This is a genomic window from Massilia sp. CFBP9012, assembly GCF_034045115.1.
Taxonomy (GTDB): Bacteria; Pseudomonadota; Gammaproteobacteria; order Burkholderiales; family Burkholderiaceae_D; genus Telluria.
On sequence record NZ_JAXCWM010000009.1, the window covers coordinates 100,700 to 124,254 of the forward strand.

Genomic DNA, 23,555 nt, shown 5'->3' on the forward strand with positions numbered 1-23,555 from the left:
CGAATGTCTTATACGTGGTGGATCAAGACCGCATTTTACGGCGTGTGATTGGTCAAAGGCCAGAAACCAAACGGTCATTCACTGGATTGTTCGAGCACCATCCCCTGTTGCGGGTCACTGCCGGCACGATGGGAATTGCAAAATCTGCGGCCCACCCTGTTACAATCGTCGCTACCGGTGGTGCGACTCCGGTACCATGCGCGCACGAACAGCTTCAATTGAACGGGCAAGCGATGACTTTCGCAAGCGATCAACAAGGCGCCGGGGCCCGCCTTTTCGAGGCGGCGCAGCGCATGCTCGACTTGCGTGACGCCGTTTTCTCCACCTGGGAAGCACGCGTGCGCGAACGGATCGTGCAGGCGCGCGACGTCGAGCATCCCATCCTCATCGATACCCTGCCTGCCTTCTACGACAACATCGCCCAGAGCATCAGCCCCGACTATCCGCGCATCACCGCGGTCGAAGGCACCTCGGTGGCCGCCGAACACGGCGGCGAACGGGCCCGGGTCACCGTCTACGATCATGCGGCATTGATCGAGGAGTACCAGATCCTGCGCTGGGCGATCTTCGAGGTATTGCAGCGCGAGCAGGTCGACATCGGTCAGCACGAGGCGCGCACCATCCACGCCTCGATCGACGCCGGCATCCAGGAAGCGGTCGAGGCATTCTCGCTGGTGCACAGCGGCTTTCGCGAGCGATTCGCGGCCGCACTGACCCACGATATGCGCGGGCCGCTGGCAGCGTCCATGTCGGGACTTGAACTCATCCTTCTGAGCAATGACCTGACGCGGGTCAAGACCGTGGCGGCCAAGGCGCTCGCCAATCTGCAACGCATGGCCGCGATGGTGGATGAATTGCTCAATACCATGGCTTTCCACAGCGGCGAGAGCATCCAGCTGGCACTTACCAAGGTCGACATCCGGGAGGTCGCGATGGAAGTCCAGACCGACGCCCTGGCGGCGCACGGCCCCCGTATCCATCTCGATGGCCGTTCCATCGTCGGCTGCTGGGACCGCGCGGCGCTCAAGCGCGCGGTGGAGAACCTGGTCTCGAACGCGATCAAGTACGGCGCCGCCGGCTCGCCGGTCACCATCCGCCTGGACGATGTCCATGAGCGCTTGCTGCTGACCGTGCATAACGAGGGCGAGCCGATTCCACCGGACGAACAGGAATGCATCTTCCAGATGTACCGCCGTGCCGAAGCCGCCCTGCGCGGCCAGCGCCAGGGCTGGGGAATCGGGCTGCCCTACGTCAGGGCGGTGGCCGAAAGCCATGGCGGCAGCATTGGACTGGACAGCAGTGCGGAACGGGGGACGACGTTCTTCATCGATATTCCGCTGGATGCGCGCCTGGTTCAGGCAGCGCCCACCTTGCAGACGACCAACGGTTGAGCGCAAGCTGTAGCCATCACACTCGCGCATGCGCTGGCCCATGCACCGGCGGATTCGGACTGAAACCTGATTCATCGAAATACATCGACTCGCACTACGGTGATGGTCGAGCCGGACAATCCGGCGATCGCTAATCACCGGCAGCACTCTCCCGCAGACCGCGATCCGCATCACCAGCGGACGCTTCAGCTATTTCACCAGCACTGACATGACCAGTTACGCCCAGGGCGGCGTGTAACTCAGAACATTTACACACCTTTGATAATGAGATATCATTCTCATTAAGGAGGAGCATCGTCCTGACGGCCCCTGTGTGTCTCCGATTCCCGCATCGCGGCGCCCCGCCTTCATCACCATACCCATGATCAGAATCGACCACCTGACCAAACGCTACGGCGAGCGCACCGTCGTCAACGACCTCAATCTGCACGTACCGGCTGGACAGGTTTATGCGCTGCTTGGCCCGAACGGCGCCGGCAAGTCCACCACCATCGGCTGCCTGCTGGGATTCGTGAAACCCGACCACGGCCGCATCACCCTTGCCGGCTCGCCCCTTGCCCCAGCTGAGGCGGCAATCCGCCACGCCGCCTATATCGCGGAAAACGTCGCCCTGTACGACCGCCTTACCGGCGTCGAGAACGTCGACTTCTTCATGCGCCTGCTGGGTCGCCGGCTCCCCACGAGCGAGATCGAAGCGCTGCTGGCGCGCGTCGGCCTGCCCCAGCACGCGTGGCACCGGCAGGCGCACGGCTATTCGAAAGGCATGCGCCAGAAGGTCGGCATCGTGATGGCGCTGGCCAAGGGCGCGAGCGTACTGGTACTGGATGAACCGACCTCGGGGCTCGACCCTGAAGCCAGCGTCGCTTTCGGCGACCTGATCCGCGCAGTGGCGGACGACGGTGCGGCCGTGATCATGGCCACCCACGATCTGCTGCGCGCCCAGGAACTGGCGGACCGCTGCGGGGTACTGGTCGGCGGCCACCTGGTCAGCGAATGGAAACTTGGAGAATTGAATGCAGGCGAACTCGAACGCAATTATCTCGACAGTCTCGCGGCCCGTGCCTGACGCCGCGTGGCGCCACGCCTTCGTCGGCGCCTGGCAGGCCGACTGGCGCGAACGCCGGCGCGACTGGCGGGTGGGCCTGGTGCTGGCGCTCGGCCTGGCGCTGGCCGCCTGCGCCGCGCTGCTGGCCTCGCTCGACCTCGACCGTACCCGCGCCGCGCGCGCGGTCGCGGCCGAGGCCGAGGCCCAGCGCTGGGTCCACCAGGGCAGCAAGAATCCCCATTCCGCCGCCCACTATGGCGTGTACGTCTTCAAGCCGCTGCCGACGCTGGCGGCGCTCGATCCCGGCATCGAGCACTATGTCGGCACCAGCGTGTGGCTCGAGGCCCACCGCCAGAACGATATGGTGTACCGCCCTGCGGCCGATGGCGCGGGCGCCGATCGCCAGTTTCGCCTCAGCCCGGCGCTGATGCTGCAGGTGCTGGCGCCGGCCGTCATGATCTTTTTGGGTTTCGGCATGTTCGCCGCAGAGCGCGAGCGCGGCATGCTGCCCGCGCTGCGCCTGAACGGCGCGCCGCTGGGTGCGATCGCCGCCGCGCGCGGCGCCGTCCTGCTCTGCCTGGCGCTAACCATGTCGCTCCCGGCGATTGTCGCGATCGCCGGCGTGAAGTGGCATGCCGGCGGCGCCGAGCCGGTCGCCGACGCCGCTGCGCGCGGGGTGCTGTTCGCGGCCGCCTACCTGGTCTATCTGACCATCTGGGCCGCGCTGGTGACGGCCGTATCGGCCTTCGCCCGGACCATGCGCGCCAGCCTGGCGCTGCTGGTTACGCTGTGGATCGTCGCGACCCTGGTGCTGCCGCGCGCCGCGGTCGAACTGGCGCAGTCGGCGGCGCCCCTGCCGTCCATGCAGGCTTTCCGCCAGGCGGTCGACGAAGAACTCGGCATGCCCGACGACCCGGCCGAGGCCGAGCGCCACAAGCAGCAGCTGCTCAGCCAGTATGGCGTCGACGATGTCGCCGACCTGCCGGTCAACTGGGCCGGCATCAGCCAATTGCGCAGCGAGGCCCACGGCAACGAGGTGTTCGACCGCCACTACGGTCCGCTGTTCGCGGCAATGGCCGCGCAGGACCGGGCGGTGGCGCTGGCGTCCTGGCTGTCGCCGGCGGTGGCGATCGGCGGCCTGTCGAGCCGGCTGGCGGCGAGCGACAACGCCAGCCATACGGAATTCATGCAGGCGGCCGAGGCGCACCGGCGCCTGATGCAGGACTTGCTCAACAGCGACCTTGCACGCAATCCCGACCGCGACGGCGTCAAGTACCAGGCCGGCGAAGCGCTGTGGCGCAGTATTCCGCCGTTCCGATTCACCTACGCCGCGCTCGACATGGGCGAGCTGCTGGCGCGCTGGTTGCTGCCGCTGCTGGCCGGCCTCGCCGCGAGCCTGGCGCTGGCCATGGTCGCCCTCGGCCGCCTGCGCACCGGGAGCGTCAAATGATGTCCATCCTTGCCCTGGCGCGTTTCGACCTGCGCGCCCTGCTGCGCGAGCGCGGCACGCTGCTGCTGATCGCCGCTGCCCTCCTGCTTGCGCTGTACGGCCTGTTCGAGGGCGCGCGCTTCCAGCGCCATGCCCAGGCCGCGCAGCAGGCAGCGCTGACCCAGGAAGCCGGCGCGCGCGCCGCCGCCAAGGAACTGGCGGCGCATTACTTCGCCGATCCGGACGACCCGGCCTTCGCCGGCATGCGCTACTTCCGCACCCCGGTCGACATTCGCGGCTACGCCTTCCGCGAGCACGTCGGATTCGCGGCGCTTCCCGCGCTGCCCGGCGCCGCGCTGGCGATCGGCCAGGCCGACATCCAGCCCGGCTATGTGCGCGTGCGCGCCGAGTCGATGGAATCGGTGCGCACCGCCACCGAGATCGAGCATCCGGCGCGCCTGGCGACCGGGCGCTACGACCTGATGTTCTTCGTGGTCTACCTGTGGCCGCTGGTGCTGCTGACCTTGTCGGCTTCGGTGCTGACCCAGGACCGCGAGAGCCTGCGCCTGCGCAGCCTGGTGCTGCAGGGCGTCGGCAGCGGCCGCATCCTGTTTACCCAGGCCGGCGCCCGCAACCTGCTCGCCACGGCGCTGCTGGTGGCGGCCGTCACGGGCGCGGCGCTGCTGGGCGGCGCCGTGTCGCGCGATGGCGCTGGCCTCGCCGCGCTGGGCAGCTGGAGCGCCATCGTGCTCTTGTATTCTGCCTTCTGGACCGCGGTCGGCGCCGCCGTGTGCGCGGCCTGCGCCAACCGCATGAGCGCGACCTTCGCCGGCTTCGGCCTGTGGCTGCTGTTCGCGATCGTGCTGCCCGCCGCGCTCGATGCCGGCGCGCGCATGGCTGCGCCGGTGCCGCCGCGCGAGCGCTATGTCCAGGCAACCCGCGATGCGCTAGACCAGGTCAACGCCAACACGGCCAGCAGCATGGCGCGCTTCTATGACAGCCACCCGGAATGGAAGCCGCAGCGCACCGCGCCCGGCAACGTATCGTCGAACGTCTCGCGCCTGCACCGTGCCGAAGAGGTCGAACGCACCATGGCCGGGGTCGAGCGCGAGTTCGCCGCCGCCAGGGATGCGCGCAGCACCCTGTTCGCGCGCCTGAGCCTCGTCAGTCCGGTGACGCTGGCGAATGCGGCTTTTTCCCGGCTCGCCGGCAACGACGGCGCGCGCCACACGCGCTTCGTCGGCGAGGTCGCGCGCCACCAGAATGCGCTGCGCGCCTGGTTCCAGGGCGCCATCCAGCGCGCCGCGCTCGGTGACGAGCGCTCACCCTGCCCGCGCACCTGCCTGGGGGGCTACGGCTTCCGCGACTTCGACGCGGTGCCGCGCTTCGCTGCTTCCCCAGGCCTGGGACAGCAGGCCGCGATGCCGTGGCAGGCCTGGCTGCTGGCGGCATGGGCGGCCTGCTTCGTCGCACTGGCGCTGTTCGCCTTGCGCCGGGAACGTCGCCGCCAGCGCGGCTGAGCCTGCATCCGAAATTTTCAACACTTCCCCCACGTTTCTGGAGTAGTCATCTTGCAATCCGTCACCCGTCCCACCCCGACCGCCGCGTCCCTGCGCGCGATTCCACATGCCGTCATGCTCACCTGCGCGCTGGCCGTGCCGGCGCTGGCGGAGGATATGGCCGCCACCGCGTCCGCCGACCCGGCCCAGGTGGTCGAAGTGCGGGGCCAGCGCAGCGAGGACGAGCGCCTGGCGCCCGGCACCGGCGCCAGGTCGCTGCCCGGCAGCGTCACCACGGTGACCGCGGAAGAGCTCGCCACGCTGGACATCGGACGCGATATTTCGAACGTGTTCCGGCGCGTGCCAGGCGTGGTCGCCAACAATATCGACCAGGGCGACACCGGCAACGGCTTCCGCATGCGCGGCTTCGCCACCCAGGGCACGCACGGCGCCGACACCGCGATCCATATCGACGGCGTGCCGCAGAACATCCCGTCCAGCCAGGGCGGCGCCGGCCACGGCCCGGCATTCCTCGAGTGGATGACCGGCGACATGATCGACACAATCGACGTCATCAAGGGCCCCGTCTCGGCACTGTATGGCGACCAGAACCGCGCCGGCGCGGTGGCGATCCGCACCCGCGAAGGCGGCGCCGCCACGCCATCGAGCGCCACGGTGACAGTGGAAAGCTATGGCGGTCGGCGTGGCTCGCTGGTGCTCTCCAGCGAACATGGCAAGCTGCGCTCGCTGGTGGTGGCCGACCGCTACAGCCTCGATGGCTTCCGCCATGGCGCCTTCACCGATCGCAGCAACCTGTTCTGGAAACTGTCGACCACGATCGGCGATGGCCTCTACAGCCTGCGCGCCACCTATTACAAGTCCGACTTCGCCGGCGCCGGCTACCTGTCGCTGCCGGCCATGGAAGCCGGCCTCGACCCGCATTCGACGATGTACGACCTGCCCGGCTTCGGCGCCGCCCAGCGCAAGACCCTGGTGTTCAACCGTCGTCCGGCATCCGGCGAGGCCGGCTGGTTTGCCACCGCCTACGCCGAGGACTTCGAGCGCAGCCGCGCGATCCAGACCAGCACCACCCAGCACACCTACGGCTACGACGACCGCGGCATCTACGGCGCGCGCGGTGGCAATACCTGGACCTTCGGCGACGCCGCCGTGCTGACCCTGGGCGCCGAGGCGCGCAAGGACAAGGGCGATGCGTATCGCCAGCAATACCGCGAACGCCAGCCGACCGCCAACTACGTCAACAACCAGGACCTGGACCTGCTGACCTATGGCGTATTCGTGCAGGGCCAGTACCGGGTACTGCCGACCGTCAAGCTGCATGGCGGCGCGCGTTACGACCGGTTCGACTACGACCTGGTCAACCTCAAGCTGCCGGCCGCGTCGACCGGCTACAAGGGTTCGGTGCTCACGCCAAAGTACGGCGCGATCTGGAACATCGTGCCCGACGTGGAACTGTACGCCAATATCGCGCAGGGCTTCCGCTCGCCGGCCGCCGAGCAGATCAGCACCAGCGGCAGCCTGGGACCATTGGGCGCCGCGGGAGGACGCATCAACGCCGGCATCGATCCGAGCCGGGTCCGCTCGCACGATGTCGGTTTCAACGCCAGGCCGCTCGACGGCCTGAGCATGTCCGGCGCGTTCTACACCATCCAGAACGACGACGAGATCGTCAACACGGCGCCCGACGTGTTCGTGGCCTCCGGCCAGACCACCCGCCGCGGCGTGGAGCTCGACCTGCGCTACCAGTTCAGCAGCGCATTCAGTACCTACCTGAACTATGGCCGCATCCTGCGCGCACGCCTGGACAACCCGGCCCCCGGCGCCGGCGCCCGCCTGTCGGTGCCGGAGCACACCTGGAAGGCCGGCGCCCAGTACCGCAGCGCACTGGGACCGGGCCGGCTCACGCTTGCCGGTGACGTGTATGTCACGGCCGGCAATCCCTATTACATGGGCACGCCGTCATACGAACGCGATATGCCGACCTATGTGCGCTACGACGTCAAGGCGACCTATGACATCGGCAAGTTCCAGGGCGCGCTGTTCGCGACGCTGCAGCCGCACAAGTTCGCCAGCGACATCGCCTATGGCACGGCGGGCGCTCTGGTGGTCACTACCGTGCCGCAGGCCAGCGGGGGTGCGTCGCTACGGTATTTCTTCTGACGCGACCGAAGGCGAAGGGGAAAGCGACTGACGGGGCGTTCGTCTAATGCAGGCAACTGCGCTTGTGCAGATACATTTCCCGGTCCGCAGACTGCACATAGTCGAGCAATGCCGTGCCGCTGCCCGGATCGCATTGCACCGCGCCGGCGCTCACCCCGAGCAGGTAAGTGCGTTCCTGCATCAGGTTGAACGCGCGCAGATTGTCCTGAAGCCGTGCCAGTATCACGCGCGGATGCGCGTCGTCGAGTGCGAATGCGACGAACTCGTCGCCACCGAAGCGTGCCAGCACGTCGCTGTCGCGCAGGGATTCGCGCAGCACGCTGGCCGCGTCCTGGATCAGCCTGTCGCCGGTGGCGTGGCCGAGCCGATCGTTCACCAGCTTGAGGCCGTCGATGTCGGCATAGATCACGGCGCAGCCGGTCTGCTTGCGCCGGGCCAGCTTGAACATGTGCTCGGCCTGGGCGAAGAAGCCGCGCCGGTTGTTCAGGCCGGTCAGGACGTCGGTCAGCGCAAGCGCGCGCGTTGCAACGTCGGATTCGTCGCGACGCGCCAGTTCGTTGGCATGCGCCAGGGCGCTGCCCGCCATCTGTTCGTATTGAACCGACACCAGGGCCTCGAGCGAGGTGCGCGCCGAGATCCTTCCCAGGGTCGCGATGGACAATTCGAGAATCGTGCCCAGCAGGCTGTGCCGTTCATTCCAGGTGTCCGGCGCCGCGTCGCCCGTCCAGCCGGCGGCCAGCACGGCCATGGTATGCCTGCTCGGCACGCCAACCAGCATCGTCCGCCGGTCCACCATCGCTGCCTGTTCCGGTCCGCGGTCCAGGCGGGCCAACGCCATGCGGTACCAGTCATGGCCTGACGTCGCCTTGTCCGGCCTGCCCCCACGGTCGAAATCGATGCATTCGTTGATTTCGCCACGCACCAGCAGCAAGGCACTGTCGATGTGCGCCAGTTCGGCCATGGCCCGGCCTGCCAGCGCCAGTGCGGCGCCGGGCTTGTCGACTTGCATCAATTCACGCGACATGGTGAGCAACGCGCGCAATTGCCGCGCTTCCAGGTCTGGACTCGGTTCGGTCATGTGTGTCATCGGTAGCTCTTCGCTTGCGTTTGGTCCGCAGCCACGACTGCGGCTTATTGATCGTCTGGTGACGACGGGGTGATCGCTTCCGAGACCGATTGTCCCTCGCTCTCCCGGCGGCGCAGGCCGGGATGGCCGAGCACGCGCGCAATCACATGCTCGGGGACCTGCTTGTGGCGCATGTATCGAATAGCGAGTTCGGCATTGCGTGCTGCCAGGATGTTCAGCCCGCGTGCGACGGCATTCGCTGCGGGCCCATCCCGGCGCCGCTGGCGCTCGTTGATCAGCATCGATTCTCCATCACAACCGGCCGAAACTGGGCGACACATCGGAATAATGCCTGCAGCTGTTTCAAACGCCAGTGCGATCGATCATACGCGCCGCATTGCCAGGGGACCAGCGCTTTTCGTAACAATGCATCGGGCATGCCGTCCGCCATCGCCGCGGGCGGATGGCGGCCGTGGCGCCGTGGCCGGCCTCAGGCCTCAGGCCTCAGGCCTCAGGCCTCAGGCCACATGCAACAGCACGGCGATGTAGTGGCAAATACTGCCGGCCAGGACGAACAGATGCCAGATCCCGTGACCATGGCGCACCTTGTGGTCGGTGGCATAAAAGCCGATGCCGGCCGTATACAACAAGCCGCCCGCAGCCAGCCAGGCAAAGCCGGCGCGGCCAAGCGCATCCACCAGAGGAACGGTACAGACGACGGCGAGCCAGCCCATCACGACGTAGATGACGAGCGATAGCACCCGCCCTCGCCTGGCATACAGGAGTTCCTGCGCGATACCGAGCACGGCCAGGGTCCAGACCACGCCGAACATGGTCCAGCCGATGGTCCCGCGCAGCGTCACCAGCGTAAATGGCGTGTACGTGCCCGCGATCAGCAGGTAGATCGCGCAATGGTCCATCTTGCGCAGAACGTTCCTGGTTGCGCCGCGAAGGCTGTGATACAGGGTAGAGGTCAGGTAGAGCAGCAACAGCGTGACCGCGTAGATGCTGAAGCTGACGACCTTCCAGACATCGCCGCTGCGCGCCGCCACGTCCACCAGCAGCACGCCGCTCACGACCGCGGCCACCGCCCCCACGGCATGGGTGATGCTGTTGAAGCGTTCACCGTGGACCATGCGCCGCCTTTCGCAGGCAAGGCCCGGCGTGCGTGCGGACAGCCTTGCATGGCCGGCCAGGGTGCGTCACTCGGGTAAGCGATGCCCGAAAACAGGGATTGCGGTGCGCGCGACCCGCCGCCGCCATGGCCGGGTCAGCACACGCAGCGCCACCTCCAGCGAAACGTGATTTGTCGCCAGCGCTTCGGCTGTGGCTTGGATGCCGCGAGCGCGATGATTGCTCACGATCGCATCGATTAATATGGCATTCAGGCGATCGATACGGGTATGCATTTGCCAGTCTAGCATCCCCCCCGATGAACACAAGTATTATATTTTTTGCCAGATGAAGCGGGTACATGGTTTCGTGCTACTGTGGTTTCCTGACCAAGGAGCATTCCATGCACGCCGAGCCAAAATCGCATTACAAAGGCTATACCATCGTGGCGAATCCGGTCGAAACGATCCGCAGACGCTTCATGGCCATTTTCACGATCTATGAAAGCGAACATGCGACTTTCCCCCTCTGCCATCACCAGGCGACCGGGACCAAGGGCTTCCTGACCGTCGAAGAAGCCGTCAACAGTTCCTTCGACAATGCGCGCAAGTGGATCGACAACCGACTCATTCCACATATTCATTGAAGCGCCAGCATGCTTTTGCGTGCTCGCGCGCCTGTCCATTCGCGCACCGACAGCGGCATGGCGACCATCCAGCGCCACTTTCATCCATGGCCGGCAAAGGTTCGTAGTGCGCTCCCCTTGGTACGATGGGCGCGTCCGACCCGCACAATATGCGTCAACATTCGGGCAATCATGCAAAACCGGGCCGACACGAACACCATGGAATTCACAATGCTCGACGAGCCTTACCTTGGCTACAGCATCGAGTGGGCCACCACGCCGTCGCAGAATCAGCCCGAAATGTGGCTGGGACACTTCCACGCGTTCAAGCAAGGGGAGCGCACGGTCAGAGGTTCGCTCGTCAATCCACAACGCAGTGCCGCGAACGCGCACCTGAGCGTGATTCGCATCGCAAAAGCCAGGATCGATGCGGCGCTTCTCCGACACTCCCCTCGCCCGCCCGGCTGAACCACGGCCGCCCGCGCCATGTCCATGCTGTCCGAAAGCGAGCGGGGCTCTTCCTGCAGAGTTTCGTGACCGGTAATCCCAGCCTGCGCGCATTGCCCGCCGCCAGGCGCGCCGTTGGCCCGGCGGGCGCGAGGCGGGCCTCTGGCGCCAGGTCCGGCTCAGGCAGACGTCGCATCCAGCACCACCGGCAGCACGAATTTCAGGCGCAAGCCCTGCCCCCGCCCGGCGCTGTCGGCGGACACCGTCCCCCCATGCGCCCGGCTCACGCTGCGCGCGACGGCCAGGCCGAGTCCCGCTCCCGATTCAGCGCGAGCGGGATGGGGGGCGAACTTGCGAAACGGCTGGAACAGCAGGGGTAGTTCGCCTTCCTCGACGCCGATCCCGTGGTCGCTTACCAGCAGCTCGAGAAAAACGCCATCGACCGCGACCGCCAGTGAAATCGCGGCCCCATCGTCGGAAAACTGGCTCGCATTGAGCAGGGCGCCGCCGAGCGCCTGCGCCAGCCGCTCGGGATCGCACCACAATATGGCGCCCCGCACCTGTCCCTGTGCAGGAATTCTCAACTTGAGCGTCTGGCCACGCTCGCCCAGGACGCAGCCGACAACGTCGCACGCGTTCTCCAGCACCTCGTCCACGTTCGAGGCGCGTTTGAACACCGGCGTGTCGCCGGCTTGTTCGATGCGCGAGCCTTCGAGCAGATCGTCGACGAAGCGCGCCAGCTTCCTGGTCTGGCGCGCGATGACGCCGGCCATGCGGTCGATGCCCGGGGCGCCGGGCCGGCGCTGCAGCAGCGTGGCCGCTGCCATGACCGGGGCTAGCGGATTGCGCAATTCATGCGCCAGCACGTGCAGAAAGCCGGCCCGGTTGTCATGCACGAACTTGACCTGGTCTTCGAGCCGCCGCTGCTCGCTGATGTCGGTCAGGGAGCACAGCACGCCTGCGCTGGCGCCATCGGCGTCGAGCACCGGCCGTGCATGGATCACCACCCAGCGCCGGCCCCCGTCGACAGACTCGGCCAGCAGTTCGGCGGCCGGCTGGGCAAGGCCGGTGCGCGCCGCCAGCGCGGCCGGCGATGCCGGCCTGTCGAGCGCGCTGCCATCCGGGCGGTACAGCGCCTTGAAACCGTCCCAGCGCTCATCCTCGTCCGGATCGGGGCAGACGCCCCATAGCCGCCTGGCGGAGTCGTTGGCGTACCGTACGGCCCCGTCAGGAGTACAACAGTACGCGGGGCAGGCGATCTGCCCGATCAGCAGACCATGGGCATCCAGCGCAGTATCGGCGCGCCGGTCACTGCCGCGCCGCCTTTCAGGTATTCGTGCCACAGCGGCTCCCGGTTTCATCGTCGTACATCATGATGGACGCTGGCGCCGCGTGCCGACGTAGGACACGCACGGGCGTGCATGTCATCTGTACCGCCGCCGGCCCGCTCAGGCATCCATGCTGCCGATGAAGAAGCGCAGCATCTCCTTGCTGGCGTTCGGTCCGCGGGCATCCGTATAGCTGCCGCGCGCGTCACCGCCCGACCAGGCGTGGCCGGCCCCGTGCACTGTCCATTCCTCGGCCACGATGCCGCCCGTGCGTTCGCGATGCACGTGGCGGGTAAATGCCCGCCCGCCGCTGCGTCCTGTCTCGGCCTCCACGGCGACGCCGGCATCCACCGCGCGCCGGTGCAGCGCATGGCTGTCGAGAAACTGGCGTATCACGCCGCCGCTGTTCATGCGATGGACCGTCGTATCGGCATCGCCATGGAAAACGATGACTGGCGCGGCGGCATGCGCACTGGACGCGACCGGTGCCGGTGCAGCGGCGCCGGCGTCACTGCCGGCGCTGCCGTGCGCCAGCCCCGAATGGCAGCCGACCGCGCTGAACAGGTCGGGATAGGTTCGCCCGAGAATGACTGCCATGGCGCCGCCCGCGGACAGGCCGGCGACCGCGACCCTGCCGGGATCGACCGCATGCTCGTCCATGATACGCCGGGTGAGTCCGGCGATCAGCGCCGGCTCGCCTTCGCCGCGCCGGTGATGGGCCCGGTCGTACCAGTTCCAGCACTTGTTGTAGTGGGCGCTGCAGGACTGTTCCGGATACAGGACCAGGCAGCCATGCTTTTCGGCGAGCGCATTCATGCCGGTGCCGGCGGCGAAATCGGCGGCGTCCTGCCCGCAACCATGCAGCATGACGATCAGCGGCATCGGGCCGCGTTCGCCGCCGGGAATGAACAGGCGATAGTGCAGTTCACGCTCGCCGTTCTCATGGAGTCCGTGGCTGAACCGGCTGCCGGAAACGCGCTGGGCGGGGGCGCCGCTCCAGGGCAGGGCCAGCGATGACCAGGCGTCGAAAAAGATGTTGAACATGGTTCGCTTTTCCCCAATAAGGTGATGCAAAGCAGTCGCGCAGACGCAAGCGGCGGCGCGACCGCATGGTCGGCGCCGCCGCAAGGCTTGCCCCCGGGGCCCGGGCGAGGATGGAAGATCAGCGTGGTGGCGACGCTACAGCGTTGCCGGCCAGGCCATTGCCGTCTTGCCCGTTGCCGGGGTTGTGCGGCCGGCCTGGCTGTCCATCGGGTTTCGCGCCCGCGGCCTCGCCCTGGAGCTGGTTCAGGTAGTCGGCGCCGATGCTGGCGCCGCGCTGCGCCTCCTGCAAGAACGCGTCGCGCGAGTTCTTGACGGTTTCCTCCTGCTGGCGCAGGCTCTTGTCGGCTTCCTCGGCCGACGCGCGGGTGACTTCGCTGGCCAGCGCGCGCGCGGTACGGGAGGTTTCCTGCACATGCTGCTCGCTCGCACGGGTCAGGTCGACCTGGGTGGTCGCGGCCAGCTGCGACAACTGCTGCTGGTATGCACGCAGCTTGTCGGTAGCGGGCTGGGCGCGCGAGGCCGCCGCCGACAGGGCGTCGGTGGGACGATCGGCGCTCAGCATGCGCTGGGCGGTGCCGGTGGCCTCCTCGAGCAGGGTCTGGCCAAACCGCATATTGAGCTGGAAGACCTGCTGGAACGAGCGCAACATCGTTTGCGACAGCTCGTTCAGGAAGGCGCTGTGGGCGTCGATATGCGATCGCACGGCGGGATTGACGGATTGGGGAAACGGATACATGGCGTACCTTTCAAGGAATGGAATCGATGGCGATGGTCATGCGAGCGCCGGACGCAGTGCGTTGACATATCAGGCGGGAATGGCAGCACGGCAGGTGCCGACTGGGAGATGACGATCAGGGCAGATCGCGTGTGACCTTTGCACTATGCGCTCTTTTACGCGTCCAGGCGGCCGATTCGCATATCTATTTTCGGGCGATGGCAGTCGGCAAGACATTGCCCGCGAAGGTCCCGCAGCGGATGCGCGGATGCAGCGGCAGCGCCGTCGACAAGCACGATGTACCGCTAAGCTATTTATTATTACAAATTTGACAATTAGATGCGGGTTGCTATACTGTATTGACGCAATCCCGGCCCATGCGAAACAATTTGCTCGATGCGCGAAGAGGTAACCACCGATGCCAGCCGGAGACGTCATGCCTTATCGAGTGCTCATCCTTTCCCCCGATGCCCACGACGTCGCCAGCCTGCGCCAGGCGCTGGGCAATGCACGCGATGGCCCTTTCGTTCTCGAACACGCCGCTACCCTGTCGGACGGTCTGCGCCGCATCCAGGACGGCCAGATCGATGTGATCCTGGTCGATCTGCTGCTCCCGGACAGTCAGGGCCTGGCATGCTTCGACCGCTTGCACGCGGCGGCACGTCATACCCCGATCCTCATACTATGCGCACCCGACGACGAGGCCGATGCCGTCGAGACGGTCCAACGCGGGGCCCAGGGCTGGTTGTCGAAGGGTTTCTTCGACAATTACCTGGTGCCGCAGTCGCTGCGCAACATCATCGAACGCATGAAAGTGGAGCGCGGGCTCTACGTTGCCCAGGCACGTGCCGAAATCACGCTCAACTCAATCGGCGATGCCGTCGTCTCGGTCGACATGGCCGGGCGCGTGGATTACCTGAATATTGCGGCCGAACTGGTCTGCGGCTGGTCGCGCGAAGAGGCACGCGGACGGGCCGTCGCGGAAGTGATCGATCTGGTCGACGCCGACAGCGGACGCACGATCACCAGCCCCGTCGATGTCATCCTGCATACCGACCAGCCCGCGAGCCTGAGCGGCAACGCCATCCTTGTTTCACGTCAGGGCCGGCGCATCCCGATCGAAGACTCTGCCGCGCCCATCCACGATTGGGATCGGCAGCTCGTTGGCGCCGTGATGGTGTTCCGGGATATATCCGACAACGTGGCATTGACGACCAAGATGCGGCACCTGGCGCAGCACGATTTCCTGACCAACCTCCCTAACCGCGCCCTCCTGAGCGACCGCATCACCCAGGCCATCGCCATGTCCAGGCGCAACGACACCGCCCCGGTGCTGCTGTTCCTCGACCTGGACAAGTTCAAGCACATCAACGACTCCCTGGGACACGCGATGGGCGATCGCCTGCTGCAGGCGGTATCGCAGCGTTTGGTCGCCTGCGTGCGTACGTCCGACACGGTCAGCCGTCATGGCGGGGACGAGTTCGTGATCCTGCTGGCCAATGAACGGCGTGCGCGCGATGCGGCGCTGGCGGCTGACAAGATCTTGCTGGCACTGTCGGCGCCATTCGTGATCGACACCCACGAGCTGCATACCTCGACCAGTATCGGCATCAGCACCTTCCCGCCCGACGGGACCGATGCCGCCACCCTGATCAAGAACGCCGACACCGCCATGTACCATGCCAAGGACCTGGGGCGCAATAACTACCAGTTCTTCCGCCAGGACATGAACACCCGCGCCGTCGAGCGACAACTGGTCGAAACCAATCTACGCCGAGCACTGGGTCGCGCCGAATTCAGGCTGCACTACCAGCCCAAGGTCGACCTGCAAACCGGTTGCATTACCGGTGTCGAAGCCCTGCTGCGCTGGGAGCATCCGGAATGGGGACTGGTGATGCCGGAGCGTTTCATCACGATTGCCGAAGAATGCGGCCTGATCGTTCCAATCGGGCGCTGGGTATTGGGCGAAGCGTGCGCGCAACTGGTTCGTTGGCGCGGCATTGGCATCCCGAATGTATCGGTTGCGGTAAACATCTCTGCTGTGGAATTTCGCCATCGGGATTTTTTCACGCACGCGCTCGAGATCTTCGATGCCACCGGCGTGGACCAGACACGTATCCAGCTCGAACTGACCGAGAGCGTGCTGATGCACGATGTCGCCGCCAGTGCCGTGCTGCTGGCCAAGTTCAAGGCAATGGGCGTACAGATCGCGGTCGACGACTTCGGCACCGGGTACTCCAGCCTCAGTTACCTGAATGAATTCCCGATCGACGTGCTCAAGATCGACCAGTCCTTCGTCAGGGCGATCGAGTCGGGAACGGGGGCGGGATGCAACGGCGCGATCGTCATCGCGGTCATCGACATGGGCAAGAACCTGCACCAGCGCGTCATCGCCGAGGGCGTCGAAGACGAAGCGCAGCTCGCTTTTCTCAAGAACCACAACTGCAACGAAGGCCAGGGCTTCCTGTTCAGCCATCCGGTGAACGCAGCCCAGATGCAGGCAATGCTCGGCAATGGATGGCCTTGCTGAACGCCCTGCCCTGCGCCCTGCACTGTGTCAGGTCACGGTGTCGATGCCATGGCATCGTCCACTGCCGCCGGCGAGCGGGGAATCTCGTGCCGGCGTGTTCGCTGCCCCGTACGGCCCGCGGTCACTGTCGCGGCAAACACAGGCTGGCGATGATGTCGCCTTAAGGATCTTATTGCTGGCGCAATTTCTCCGCATTCTTTATTTTTTTGTCCGCCTTTTTTTCCTTTGCGGTCTTGGCAGGTTCTTTTTTGGTCGATTTCTTCGCGTCCTGGTTTTTGCTCATGATTTTCTCCGTTTAAATGTGGCCATGCGGTCATGTGTGATCGAACATCTGGCCGGGAATCTGGTCGGAATTCCTTGGAGAAGGCAAGGCAAACGTGCAGCCCGAGGTCAGGCAACCAACATACAGCAGTTGCGCCATGTAGACGGTGATTTCGGCGTCGATCTACGAATAATTCCTGGCAAGCGGCCTGCGCGGCCAGGCCGGCGCCGTGGCAAAGGCGCATGCGCAGGCGCTCTGGCCGCGTAGACACATTACACGTCGGCGCATCAGCATCCGTCAGCCGAACGGACCTGGCCAAATCGTCCTGCAGCCAGATCACGTTCGAACCTCTCGACCCATGCCGTGCCGTCGCCGGTTGGATATTCCCTGCGCTGCGCAGTCGAATTGCGACGGATGTCGACATAACCCTTGAACGGGTACAACTCGTCACTGCACGGGTCGGTCGTATCGACTTCATGCAGTTCAAAATCTGCAGGATCGCACGACCATGCTCTTAGGACCTGCCCATATCGCAGCATCTCGTCAGGCTCGATCAGTTCCATGGCAGCTCCTCGATGGTGGTGACGACGGATCCCATGCTAGCACGATGCAGGAATCGCCCGTTCCGAAGCGTGGCGAGTTGAAGTCGATCCCCTGCCTGCATTGCAGCGAACGGCTGGTGTGTGGTGCTGAACCCAATGCAAACGGGCCCCAATGGGGCCCGTATCTCGAAAATCCGGCGGCGAGGACGGGAGTCGAACCCGTGTAGGTGGCTTTGCAGCGCCGTGTCTTGGCATCAGGAATCAATCAGTTAGGCGAGAACCGTATTTTTCGCCGCTTGTGATGCCCAATAGGTGTTTCGACCTTGTGCAGACCGTACTGAACGCACTGTCCAGGATTACAGTGGGGCCAGCGGGCTGTCGACGTAGGGCGCGCCTGCGAGTTCGATCAGCCGGCGCAAACCGGCAAGGAAGGACGCAACGTGGCGTTCAAACGTTTTGGAAGAAGCAGCGTGGGAGGTAATGGTCAGCGTGTTCATGGCAGCTCCTGTGGATTCGTTAGCATTGAGCGATGTAGACAGTGTATGAGCGTCACTGATATAAATCCAATTTTGATTACCGATCATCGAGATACAAAATCGTGATATCTCTATTGCGTGGTATGCGCGGTCCTTTTCGCGGATATCACCAATGACGATATCTAGCGTCTCGAGCGAACCTCTGCCATTCGGTACTGCGCGTCGGGGCCAGCCGCAGCGCGGCGACAAATGGCATCTCGACGAGGTGGTGCTCACCATCAAGGGCAAGTACCATTACCTGTGGCGCGCAGTCGATCAAGATGGTCATGTACTGGATATTCTCATGCAGAGCCGGCGTAAGCGGCAGTCGGCGAAACGCTTTTTCTGCAAGCTACTCAAGGGTCTGCGTTACGCTCCACGGGTACTGGTCACCGACAAACTGAAGAGTTACGCCGCAGCCAGGGTGCAGATCATGCCGGGTGTTGAGCATCGACAGCACAAGGGGCTGAATAACCGGGCCAAACTCTCGCACCGACCGTCGCGGCAATGCGAACGACAGATGCGTCGCTTCAAGTCACCTGGCCATGCACAGCGGTTTCTGTCAGCGCATGGCCCGATCAATAATGTTTTCCAGTGCCAGCGCAACCGCCTGTCGGCGCAGCAGTACCGACACGTCCGTACCCAAGCATTTTCAATCTGGAATGAGGTCACCAATGTAGGCAGGAACGTGTAATCCGCCACATTTCGTTCCCCGGACCGGGGCAGTTTGTCCCGGCTTCTACAACTCGGTTTCTAGATTCAGCAAGTTGACAGTACCAGCGTAACGGCTTGCTGCCACCCCGAGCGCTCTGGCATGACAATTGCGTACGGATCGGGGGGAATACACCATTCCCTCGCCCCATGAGCGCTTCTGCACCACATCCAGATACGTCCGGCGCCCGCCCGGTCCAGCGGATCGTCAAGATCCGCCGTGACTACAACACCTGGGTGGCCGACGAAACCATCGAGGATTATGCACTGCGGTTCACGCCGCGCGCATTCAGGAAGTGGTCTGTATTCCGGGTCGCCAACACCGCCTTCGGCGCGATCTCCTTCCTGGTGCTGGAGGCGATCGGCGGCACCATCGCCCTGCACTACGGCTTCATCAACGCCTTCTGGGCGATCATGGCGGTGGGGCTGATCATCTTCCTTACCGGCCTGCCGATCAGCTATTACGCGGCGCGCCATGGCGTCGACATGGACCTGCTCACGCGCGGTGCCGGCTTCGGCTACATCGGCTCGACCATCTCGTCCTTCGTCTACGCCTCGTTCACCTTCATCCTGTTCGCGCTGGAAGCGGCCATCATGGCGTATGCGCTCGAATTGTATTTCGGCCTGCCGCTGTGGCTCGGCTACCTGATCAGCGCGCTGGCGGTGGTGCCACTGGTGACCCATGGCGTGACCCTGATCAGCCGCATCCAGATGCTGACCCAGCCGCTCTGGCTGGGCCTGATGGTGCTGCCCTTCATCGCCATCCTCATCAAACGTCCTGAATTGCCGGCCGAACTGCTGCACTTCGGTGGTGCACAAGGTGGCCACGGTGGATTCGACATGCTCGCTTTTGGCGCCGCCACGGCGGTCGGCGTGGCATTGATCACGCAGATCGGCGAACAGGTCGACTTTTTGCGCTTCATGCCGCCGCAAGAGAAACCCACGCTGCGCTGGCACCTGGGCGTGCTGGTGGCCGGTCCCGGCTGGATCGTGCTCGGCATCCTCAAGATGCTGGCCGGCGCTTTGCTGGCGCTGCTCGCGATCGAGGGCGGCGCCAGTCTGCTTGAAGCGGTCAATCCGACCCATATGTACCTGGCCGGTTTCGGCGAATTCTTCGACAGCCATGGCGCGGCGATGCTGGCCACCCTGGTGTTCGTGGTGGTGTCGCAGATCAAGATCAACATGACCAATGCCTATGCCGGCTCGCTGGCGTGGTCGAACTTCTTCGCGCGCCTGACGCACAGCCATCCGGGACGCGTGGTCTGGGCCTGCTTCAACGCCCTGATCGCGGTGCTGCTGATGGAGATGGACGTGTTCGGGGCGCTCGACCTGGTGTTGGCGCTGTTCTCGAACGTGGCCATCGCCTGGATCGCCGCGGTGGTGGCCGACCTGGTGGTCAACAAGCCGCTCGGCCTCAGCCCACCCGGCATTGAATTCCGGCGCGCCTACCTGTACGACATCAACCCGGTCGGCGTCGGCGCCATGCTGATCGCATCGACGCTGTCGATCGCCGCCTTCGGTGGCCTGTTCGGCGTGACTGCCCAGGCCTTTTCGGCCTTCATCGCCCTCACCTCTGCCTTCATCGCCGCACCGGCCATCGCGTTCGTCACGCGCGGGCGCTACTACATGGCGCGCCAGCCGCGCGACCAGCCGCCGCGCAGCACCGTATGCAGCATCTGCGAGAAGGAGTACGAACAGGAAGACATGGCGCACTGTCCGGCCTACGGCGGCGCGATCTGCTCGCTGTGCTGCTGCCTCGATGCGCGCTGCGACGACGCCTGCAAGCCGCATGCGCGCATCGCGGTCCAGTGGGAAGCGGTGATGCGCTGGGTGCTGCCACGCGCCAGTTGGCCCTACCTGGGCGGCGGCCTCGGTCACTACCTGCTGTTGATGACGGTGACGGTGCTGTTTCTCGGCGCCTTGCTTGGCCTGCTCTACCTGCACGAAGCCGACGCGCTGGCCCAGGCGGGCGACACGCGCCTCTTGGGGCCACTGCAACTGGCCTTCATCAAACTGTTCGGGGCGCTGCTGCTGGTGAGCGCGATCATCGCCTGGTGGTTAGTCTTGAATAGCCAGAGCCGCCGCGTGGCGCAGGAAGAAGCGCAGCAGGCCAAGCGCCAGGCCGACCATGCCAACCAGGCAAAGAGCCGCTATATCGCCGGCATCAGCCACGAAATCCGCACGCCGCTCAACAGCATCCTTGGCTACGCCCAGTTGCTGGACGACGACCCGACAATCCCGGCGCACCGGCGCCAGGCTATCCGCGTCATCCGCGGCAGCGGCGAACACCTGCTGTCGCTGATCGAGGGCACGCTCGATATCGCCCGCATCGAGGGCGGAAAACTCAGCGTCGATTTGCGTCCGCTGCGCTTCGACGCCTTCGTCGCCCAACTGGTGCGCATGTTCGAGCAGCAGGCCGCGGCCAAGGGCCTGGGCTTCGTCCACGCATGCGACACTGCGCTGCCGGCGCTGGTGCGGGCCGACCGCAAGCGGCTGTCGCAAATACTGATCAACATCCTCGGTAACGCCGTCAAGTTCACGGCGCACGGCAGCGTCACGTTCCGGCTGCGCTATGCACGCGATATGGCGACCTTCGAGGTCGAGGATACCGGCCCTGGCATCCTGCCCGAGGAAATCGACAGCATCTTCGAGCCGTTTACGCGCGGCAGCGCGGGTGACCTTGGGGACAGCGCCGGCACCGGGCTGGGTCTGCCGATCAGCAAACTGCTCACCGAGTTGATGGGCGGCGAGTTGACGGTGCGCGCCGGCGAATCGGGCGGCAGCGTGTTCGCGGTGCGCCTGCGGCTGCCACGCATGCAGGACGACGCGAGCACTCCCGCGAGCGTTCCGGTGCGGCGTCATGGTTACGCCGGCCCGAGGCGCCGCATCCTGGTGGTCGACAACGAACGCAACGACCGCGAATTGCTGGCCCAATTGCTTGCACCCCTTGGTTTCGTGGTCGGCCAGGCGGCATCCGGCGCCGAATGCCTGCAGCGCCACGCCGGCTTCGCACCCGACCTGATCCTGATGGACCTGGCCATGCCCGGCATCGACGGCTGGGAGACCAGTCACCTGCTGCGCACCGAACACGCCTGCCTGGCGCCGATCGCGATCGTCTCGGCGAATGCCTACGACAAGGGATTGCCGAATCCGGCCGGCATCGGCGCCGCCGACTTTTTCACCAAGCCGGTGCAGGTCGATGAGCTGCTCGACTGGATCGGGGCGCGTCTGCAGCTCGACTGGCTGGGTGCCGCTGCGGCGCCGGTTGCAACGCCGCGTGCGCTGCAGTTGCCGCCACCGGATGTACTGGCCGGATTGCGCGCCCAGCTCACGGCCGGCTATGTGCGGGGCATCCGCGCAGAACTCGACCGCATCGCCGAGATCGGCGCGGCCCACCACGACTTCGTCGACCAAATGCGCGGCCATGCGGCGCGCCTGGACCTCGACGCCATGACACGCCTGATCGACACGGGAGCGACCCATGCTACAAGCCATTGAAAGACCACCAGGACAATTGGTGCTGGTCGTGGACGACGTCCCTGAGAACCAGGCAGTGTTGCACGATGCACTCGACGAATCGGGCTATTCGGTGGTGGTGGCCAACAACGGCGTCACCGCGATCGAACGCGCCTGCGCGCTGTCTCCCGACATCGTGCTGCTCGACGCGGTGATGCCGGGGATGGACGGCTTTGAGGTATGCCGGCGCCTGAAGGCCGACCTGCGCACGCGCGCGATTCCCGTGGTGTTCATGACCGGCCTGACCGAGGATGAACACATCCTGGCGGCATTCCAGGCCGGCGTCGCCGACTACGTCACCAAGCCGGTACGCCAGAGCGAGGTGCTGGCGCGGATCCGCGCCCATATGCGCACCGCCAGCATGGTGACCGAGGCGCGCAGCGCGCTCGACGCCTTCGGTCACGCGGTGCTGGTGGCGGGCCTGGATGGCCGCATCGCCTGGCAGACGCCGCTGGCGCGCGCCTGGATGCAGTCCTGGTTTGCCGACGATGCCAATCGCGGCATGCCGGCGCGCGTGGTGCTGTGGTTGCAGGACGCCGTCAGTGCCCGTGCGGCCGGCCAGGAAACGCCACCGCTGGTACTGGCGCAGGGCACGCGCCGCCTCGCCTTCGACCTGGCCGAGGCCCAGGACGATGGCTATTTCACGCTGGTACTGCGCGAAGAATCGGATGACGCTCAAGTCCAGGGCCTGATGGCCGGCTTCGCCCTGACCCGGCGCGAAGCCGAGGTGCTGCACTGGGTCAGCAAGGGCAAGACCAACCGCGACATCGGCGACATCCTCGGCACCAGCCCGCGCACCGTCAACAAGCACCTGGAGCACGTGTTCGCCAAGCTGGGCGTCGAGACGCGCACGGCGGCAGCGTCGCAGGCCCTGGCCCGCAGCGCGCGCCAGCGTTAGATCGCGAGGTGGCGCTTGACGTCGTCGCCGTCCATGGTCGACTGCAGCCCCTGCGCCACCACCGCGCCACGTGACAGCACCACGTAGCGGTCGGCCAACGCGTGGGCGAAGTCGAAGTACTGCTCGCACAGCACGATTGCCATGTCGCCACGCGCGCGTAGCAGGTTGATCACGCGCTCGATGTCCTTGATGATCGACGGCTGGATGCCCTCGGTCGGCTCGTCCAGGATCAACAGGCGCGGGCGCTGCAACAGCGCTCGCGCGATCGCCAGTTGCTGCTGCTGGCCGCCCGACAAATCGCCGCCACGGCGGCCCAGCATGTCCTTCAACACCGGGAAAAGGTCGGACACTTCGGGATCGATATGCCGCGCCGCGCGGCCCGGCAGCACGGCCATGCCCATGCGCAGGTTCTCTTCCACCGTCAGGCGCGCAAAGATCTCGCGGCCCTGCGGCACATAGGCGATGCCGGCGGCGGCGCGCGCATGCGGCGCCAGGCGCGTGATGTCGCGCCCACCCAGGTGCACCCGGCCGGAAGCCAGCGGCAGCACGCCCATCAGACATTTGAGCAGCGTGGTCTTGCCCACGCCATTGCGGCCCAGCAGCGCCAGGCACTGGCCCCGGGCCAGGTCGAGCGACACCCCGCGCAAGGTGTGGGAAGAACCGTAGTACTGATTCAGGTCATCGGCTTGCAGCATCAT

21 protein-coding genes are annotated in these 23,555 nt (G+C 65.5%); 11 read left to right on the top strand and 10 right to left on the bottom strand.

What is annotated here, in order from left to right:
• The first annotated feature begins 233 nt into the window (after positions 1–233).
• From SOM61_RS16320 to SOM61_RS16340, 5 genes are all read left to right on the top strand, one after another.
• Positions 234–1,391, top strand: coding sequence for a sensor histidine kinase (locus SOM61_RS16320; protein ID WP_320475056.1), 1,158 nt, complete (start codon positions 234–236; stop codon positions 1,389–1,391).
• A gap of 361 nt (positions 1,392–1,752) precedes the next feature.
• Positions 1,753–2,457 (top strand): ABC transporter ATP-binding protein, encoded by a 705-nt coding sequence (locus SOM61_RS16325; protein ID WP_320475057.1) that lies wholly within the window; start codon positions 1,753–1,755, stop codon positions 2,455–2,457.
• Positions 2,405–3,886 (top strand): DUF3526 domain-containing protein, encoded by a 1,482-nt coding sequence (locus SOM61_RS16330; RefSeq protein WP_320475058.1) that lies wholly within the window; start codon positions 2,405–2,407, stop codon positions 3,884–3,886. Before SOM61_RS16325 ends, SOM61_RS16330 begins: the two co-directional genes overlap by 53 nt.
• Positions 3,883–5,385 carry a DUF3526 domain-containing protein gene (locus SOM61_RS16335; RefSeq protein WP_320475059.1) on the top strand — a complete coding sequence of 501 codons (1,503 nt, stop codon included), beginning with the start codon at positions 3,883–3,885 and terminating at the stop codon, positions 5,383–5,385. The genes SOM61_RS16330 and SOM61_RS16335 overlap by 4 nt, the downstream gene beginning before the upstream one ends.
• A gap of 51 nt (positions 5,386–5,436) precedes the next feature.
• Positions 5,437–7,545 (top strand): TonB-dependent receptor, encoded by a 2,109-nt coding sequence (locus SOM61_RS16340; protein ID WP_320475060.1) that lies wholly within the window; start codon positions 5,437–5,439, stop codon positions 7,543–7,545.
• Positions 7,546–7,588: 43 nt separating this feature from the next.
• On the opposite strand, the gene SOM61_RS16345 is transcribed toward SOM61_RS16340, so the two are convergent.
• The 4 genes from SOM61_RS16345 to SOM61_RS16360 form a co-directional block, all read right to left on the bottom strand.
• Positions 7,589–8,632, bottom strand: coding sequence for a GGDEF domain-containing protein (locus tag SOM61_RS16345; RefSeq protein ID WP_320475061.1), 1,044 nt, complete (start codon positions 8,630–8,632; stop codon positions 7,589–7,591).
• Positions 8,633–8,676: 44 nt separating this feature from the next.
• Positions 8,677–8,913 (bottom strand): hypothetical protein, encoded by a 237-nt coding sequence (locus SOM61_RS16350; protein ID WP_320475062.1) that lies wholly within the window; start codon positions 8,911–8,913, stop codon positions 8,677–8,679.
• A gap of 216 nt (positions 8,914–9,129) precedes the next feature.
• Positions 9,130–9,747 (bottom strand): PAQR family membrane homeostasis protein TrhA, encoded by a 618-nt coding sequence (gene trhA, locus SOM61_RS16355; RefSeq protein WP_320475063.1) that lies wholly within the window; start codon positions 9,745–9,747, stop codon positions 9,130–9,132.
• Between the two features lie 66 nt (positions 9,748–9,813).
• A complete protein-coding gene (locus tag SOM61_RS16360) occupies positions 9,814–10,020 on the bottom strand; it encodes a hypothetical protein (RefSeq protein ID WP_320475064.1) in 207 nt (68 codons plus the stop codon).
• Positions 10,021–10,127: 107 nt separating this feature from the next.
• Here SOM61_RS16360 and SOM61_RS16365 point away from each other — a divergent pair, with 107 nt between their 5' ends.
• A complete protein-coding gene (locus SOM61_RS16365; protein ID WP_320475065.1) occupies positions 10,128–10,370 on the top strand; it encodes a hypothetical protein in 243 nt (80 codons plus the stop codon).
• Positions 10,371–10,427: 57 nt separating this feature from the next.
• The gene (locus SOM61_RS16370; RefSeq protein WP_320475066.1) at positions 10,428–10,817 is read left to right on the top strand and encodes a hypothetical protein; all 390 of its coding nucleotides are present in this window, start codon (positions 10,428–10,430) and stop codon (positions 10,815–10,817) included.
• A 158-nt stretch (positions 10,818–10,975) separates the two neighbouring features.
• Here SOM61_RS16370 and SOM61_RS16375 read toward each other — a convergent pair whose 3' ends face one another.
• The 3 genes from SOM61_RS16375 to SOM61_RS16385 form a co-directional block, all read right to left on the bottom strand.
• Positions 10,976–12,139 carry a PAS domain-containing sensor histidine kinase gene (locus SOM61_RS16375; RefSeq protein ID WP_320475067.1) on the bottom strand — a complete coding sequence of 388 codons (1,164 nt, stop codon included), beginning with the start codon at positions 12,137–12,139 and terminating at the stop codon, positions 10,976–10,978.
• A gap of 105 nt (positions 12,140–12,244) precedes the next feature.
• On the bottom strand, positions 12,245–13,168 hold the full coding sequence (locus SOM61_RS16380; RefSeq protein WP_320475068.1) for an extracellular catalytic domain type 1 short-chain-length polyhydroxyalkanoate depolymerase: 924 nt from the start codon (positions 13,166–13,168) through the stop codon (positions 12,245–12,247).
• A 118-nt stretch (positions 13,169–13,286) separates the two neighbouring features.
• The gene (locus tag SOM61_RS16385; protein ID WP_320475069.1) at positions 13,287–13,904 is read right to left on the bottom strand and encodes a phasin family protein; all 618 of its coding nucleotides are present in this window, start codon (positions 13,902–13,904) and stop codon (positions 13,287–13,289) included.
• Positions 13,905–14,319: 415 nt separating this feature from the next.
• Between SOM61_RS16385 and SOM61_RS16390 the strand changes: the two genes are divergently transcribed.
• Positions 14,320–16,413: a putative bifunctional diguanylate cyclase/phosphodiesterase gene (locus SOM61_RS16390; RefSeq protein ID WP_320475070.1), complete on the top strand. Its 2,094-nt coding sequence runs from the start codon at positions 14,320–14,322 to the stop codon at positions 16,411–16,413.
• 549 nt (positions 16,414–16,962) lie between these two features.
• Here the strand turns inward: SOM61_RS16390 and SOM61_RS16395 are convergent.
• Together SOM61_RS16395 and SOM61_RS16400 are read right to left on the bottom strand one after the other, a co-directional pair.
• Positions 16,963–17,238 carry a transcriptional regulator gene (locus SOM61_RS16395; protein WP_148043991.1) on the bottom strand — a complete coding sequence of 92 codons (276 nt, stop codon included), beginning with the start codon at positions 17,236–17,238 and terminating at the stop codon, positions 16,963–16,965.
• A gap of 335 nt (positions 17,239–17,573) precedes the next feature.
• The gene (locus tag SOM61_RS16400) at positions 17,574–17,714 is read right to left on the bottom strand and encodes a hypothetical protein (protein WP_183407421.1); all 141 of its coding nucleotides are present in this window, start codon (positions 17,712–17,714) and stop codon (positions 17,574–17,576) included.
• A gap of 151 nt (positions 17,715–17,865) precedes the next feature.
• Here SOM61_RS16400 and SOM61_RS16405 point away from each other — a divergent pair, with 151 nt between their 5' ends.
• From SOM61_RS16405 to SOM61_RS16415, 3 genes are all read left to right on the top strand, one after another.
• Complete coding sequence (locus tag SOM61_RS16405; RefSeq protein WP_320475071.1) at positions 17,866–18,426, top strand: IS6 family transposase; 561 nt, start codon at positions 17,866–17,868, stop codon at positions 18,424–18,426.
• A 167-nt stretch (positions 18,427–18,593) separates the two neighbouring features.
• The gene (locus SOM61_RS16410) at positions 18,594–21,941 is read left to right on the top strand and encodes a hybrid sensor histidine kinase/response regulator (protein ID WP_320475072.1); all 3,348 of its coding nucleotides are present in this window, start codon (positions 18,594–18,596) and stop codon (positions 21,939–21,941) included.
• Positions 21,925–22,857 carry a response regulator transcription factor gene (locus SOM61_RS16415; protein WP_320475073.1) on the top strand — a complete coding sequence of 311 codons (933 nt, stop codon included), beginning with the start codon at positions 21,925–21,927 and terminating at the stop codon, positions 22,855–22,857. Before SOM61_RS16410 ends, SOM61_RS16415 begins: the two co-directional genes overlap by 17 nt.
• Here the strand turns inward: SOM61_RS16415 and urtE are convergent.
• Complete coding sequence (gene urtE / locus SOM61_RS16420; protein WP_320475193.1) at positions 22,854–23,552, bottom strand: urea ABC transporter ATP-binding subunit UrtE; 699 nt, start codon at positions 23,550–23,552, stop codon at positions 22,854–22,856. The genes SOM61_RS16415 and urtE overlap by 4 nt on opposite strands.
• Positions 23,553–23,555 lie beyond the last annotated feature (3 nt).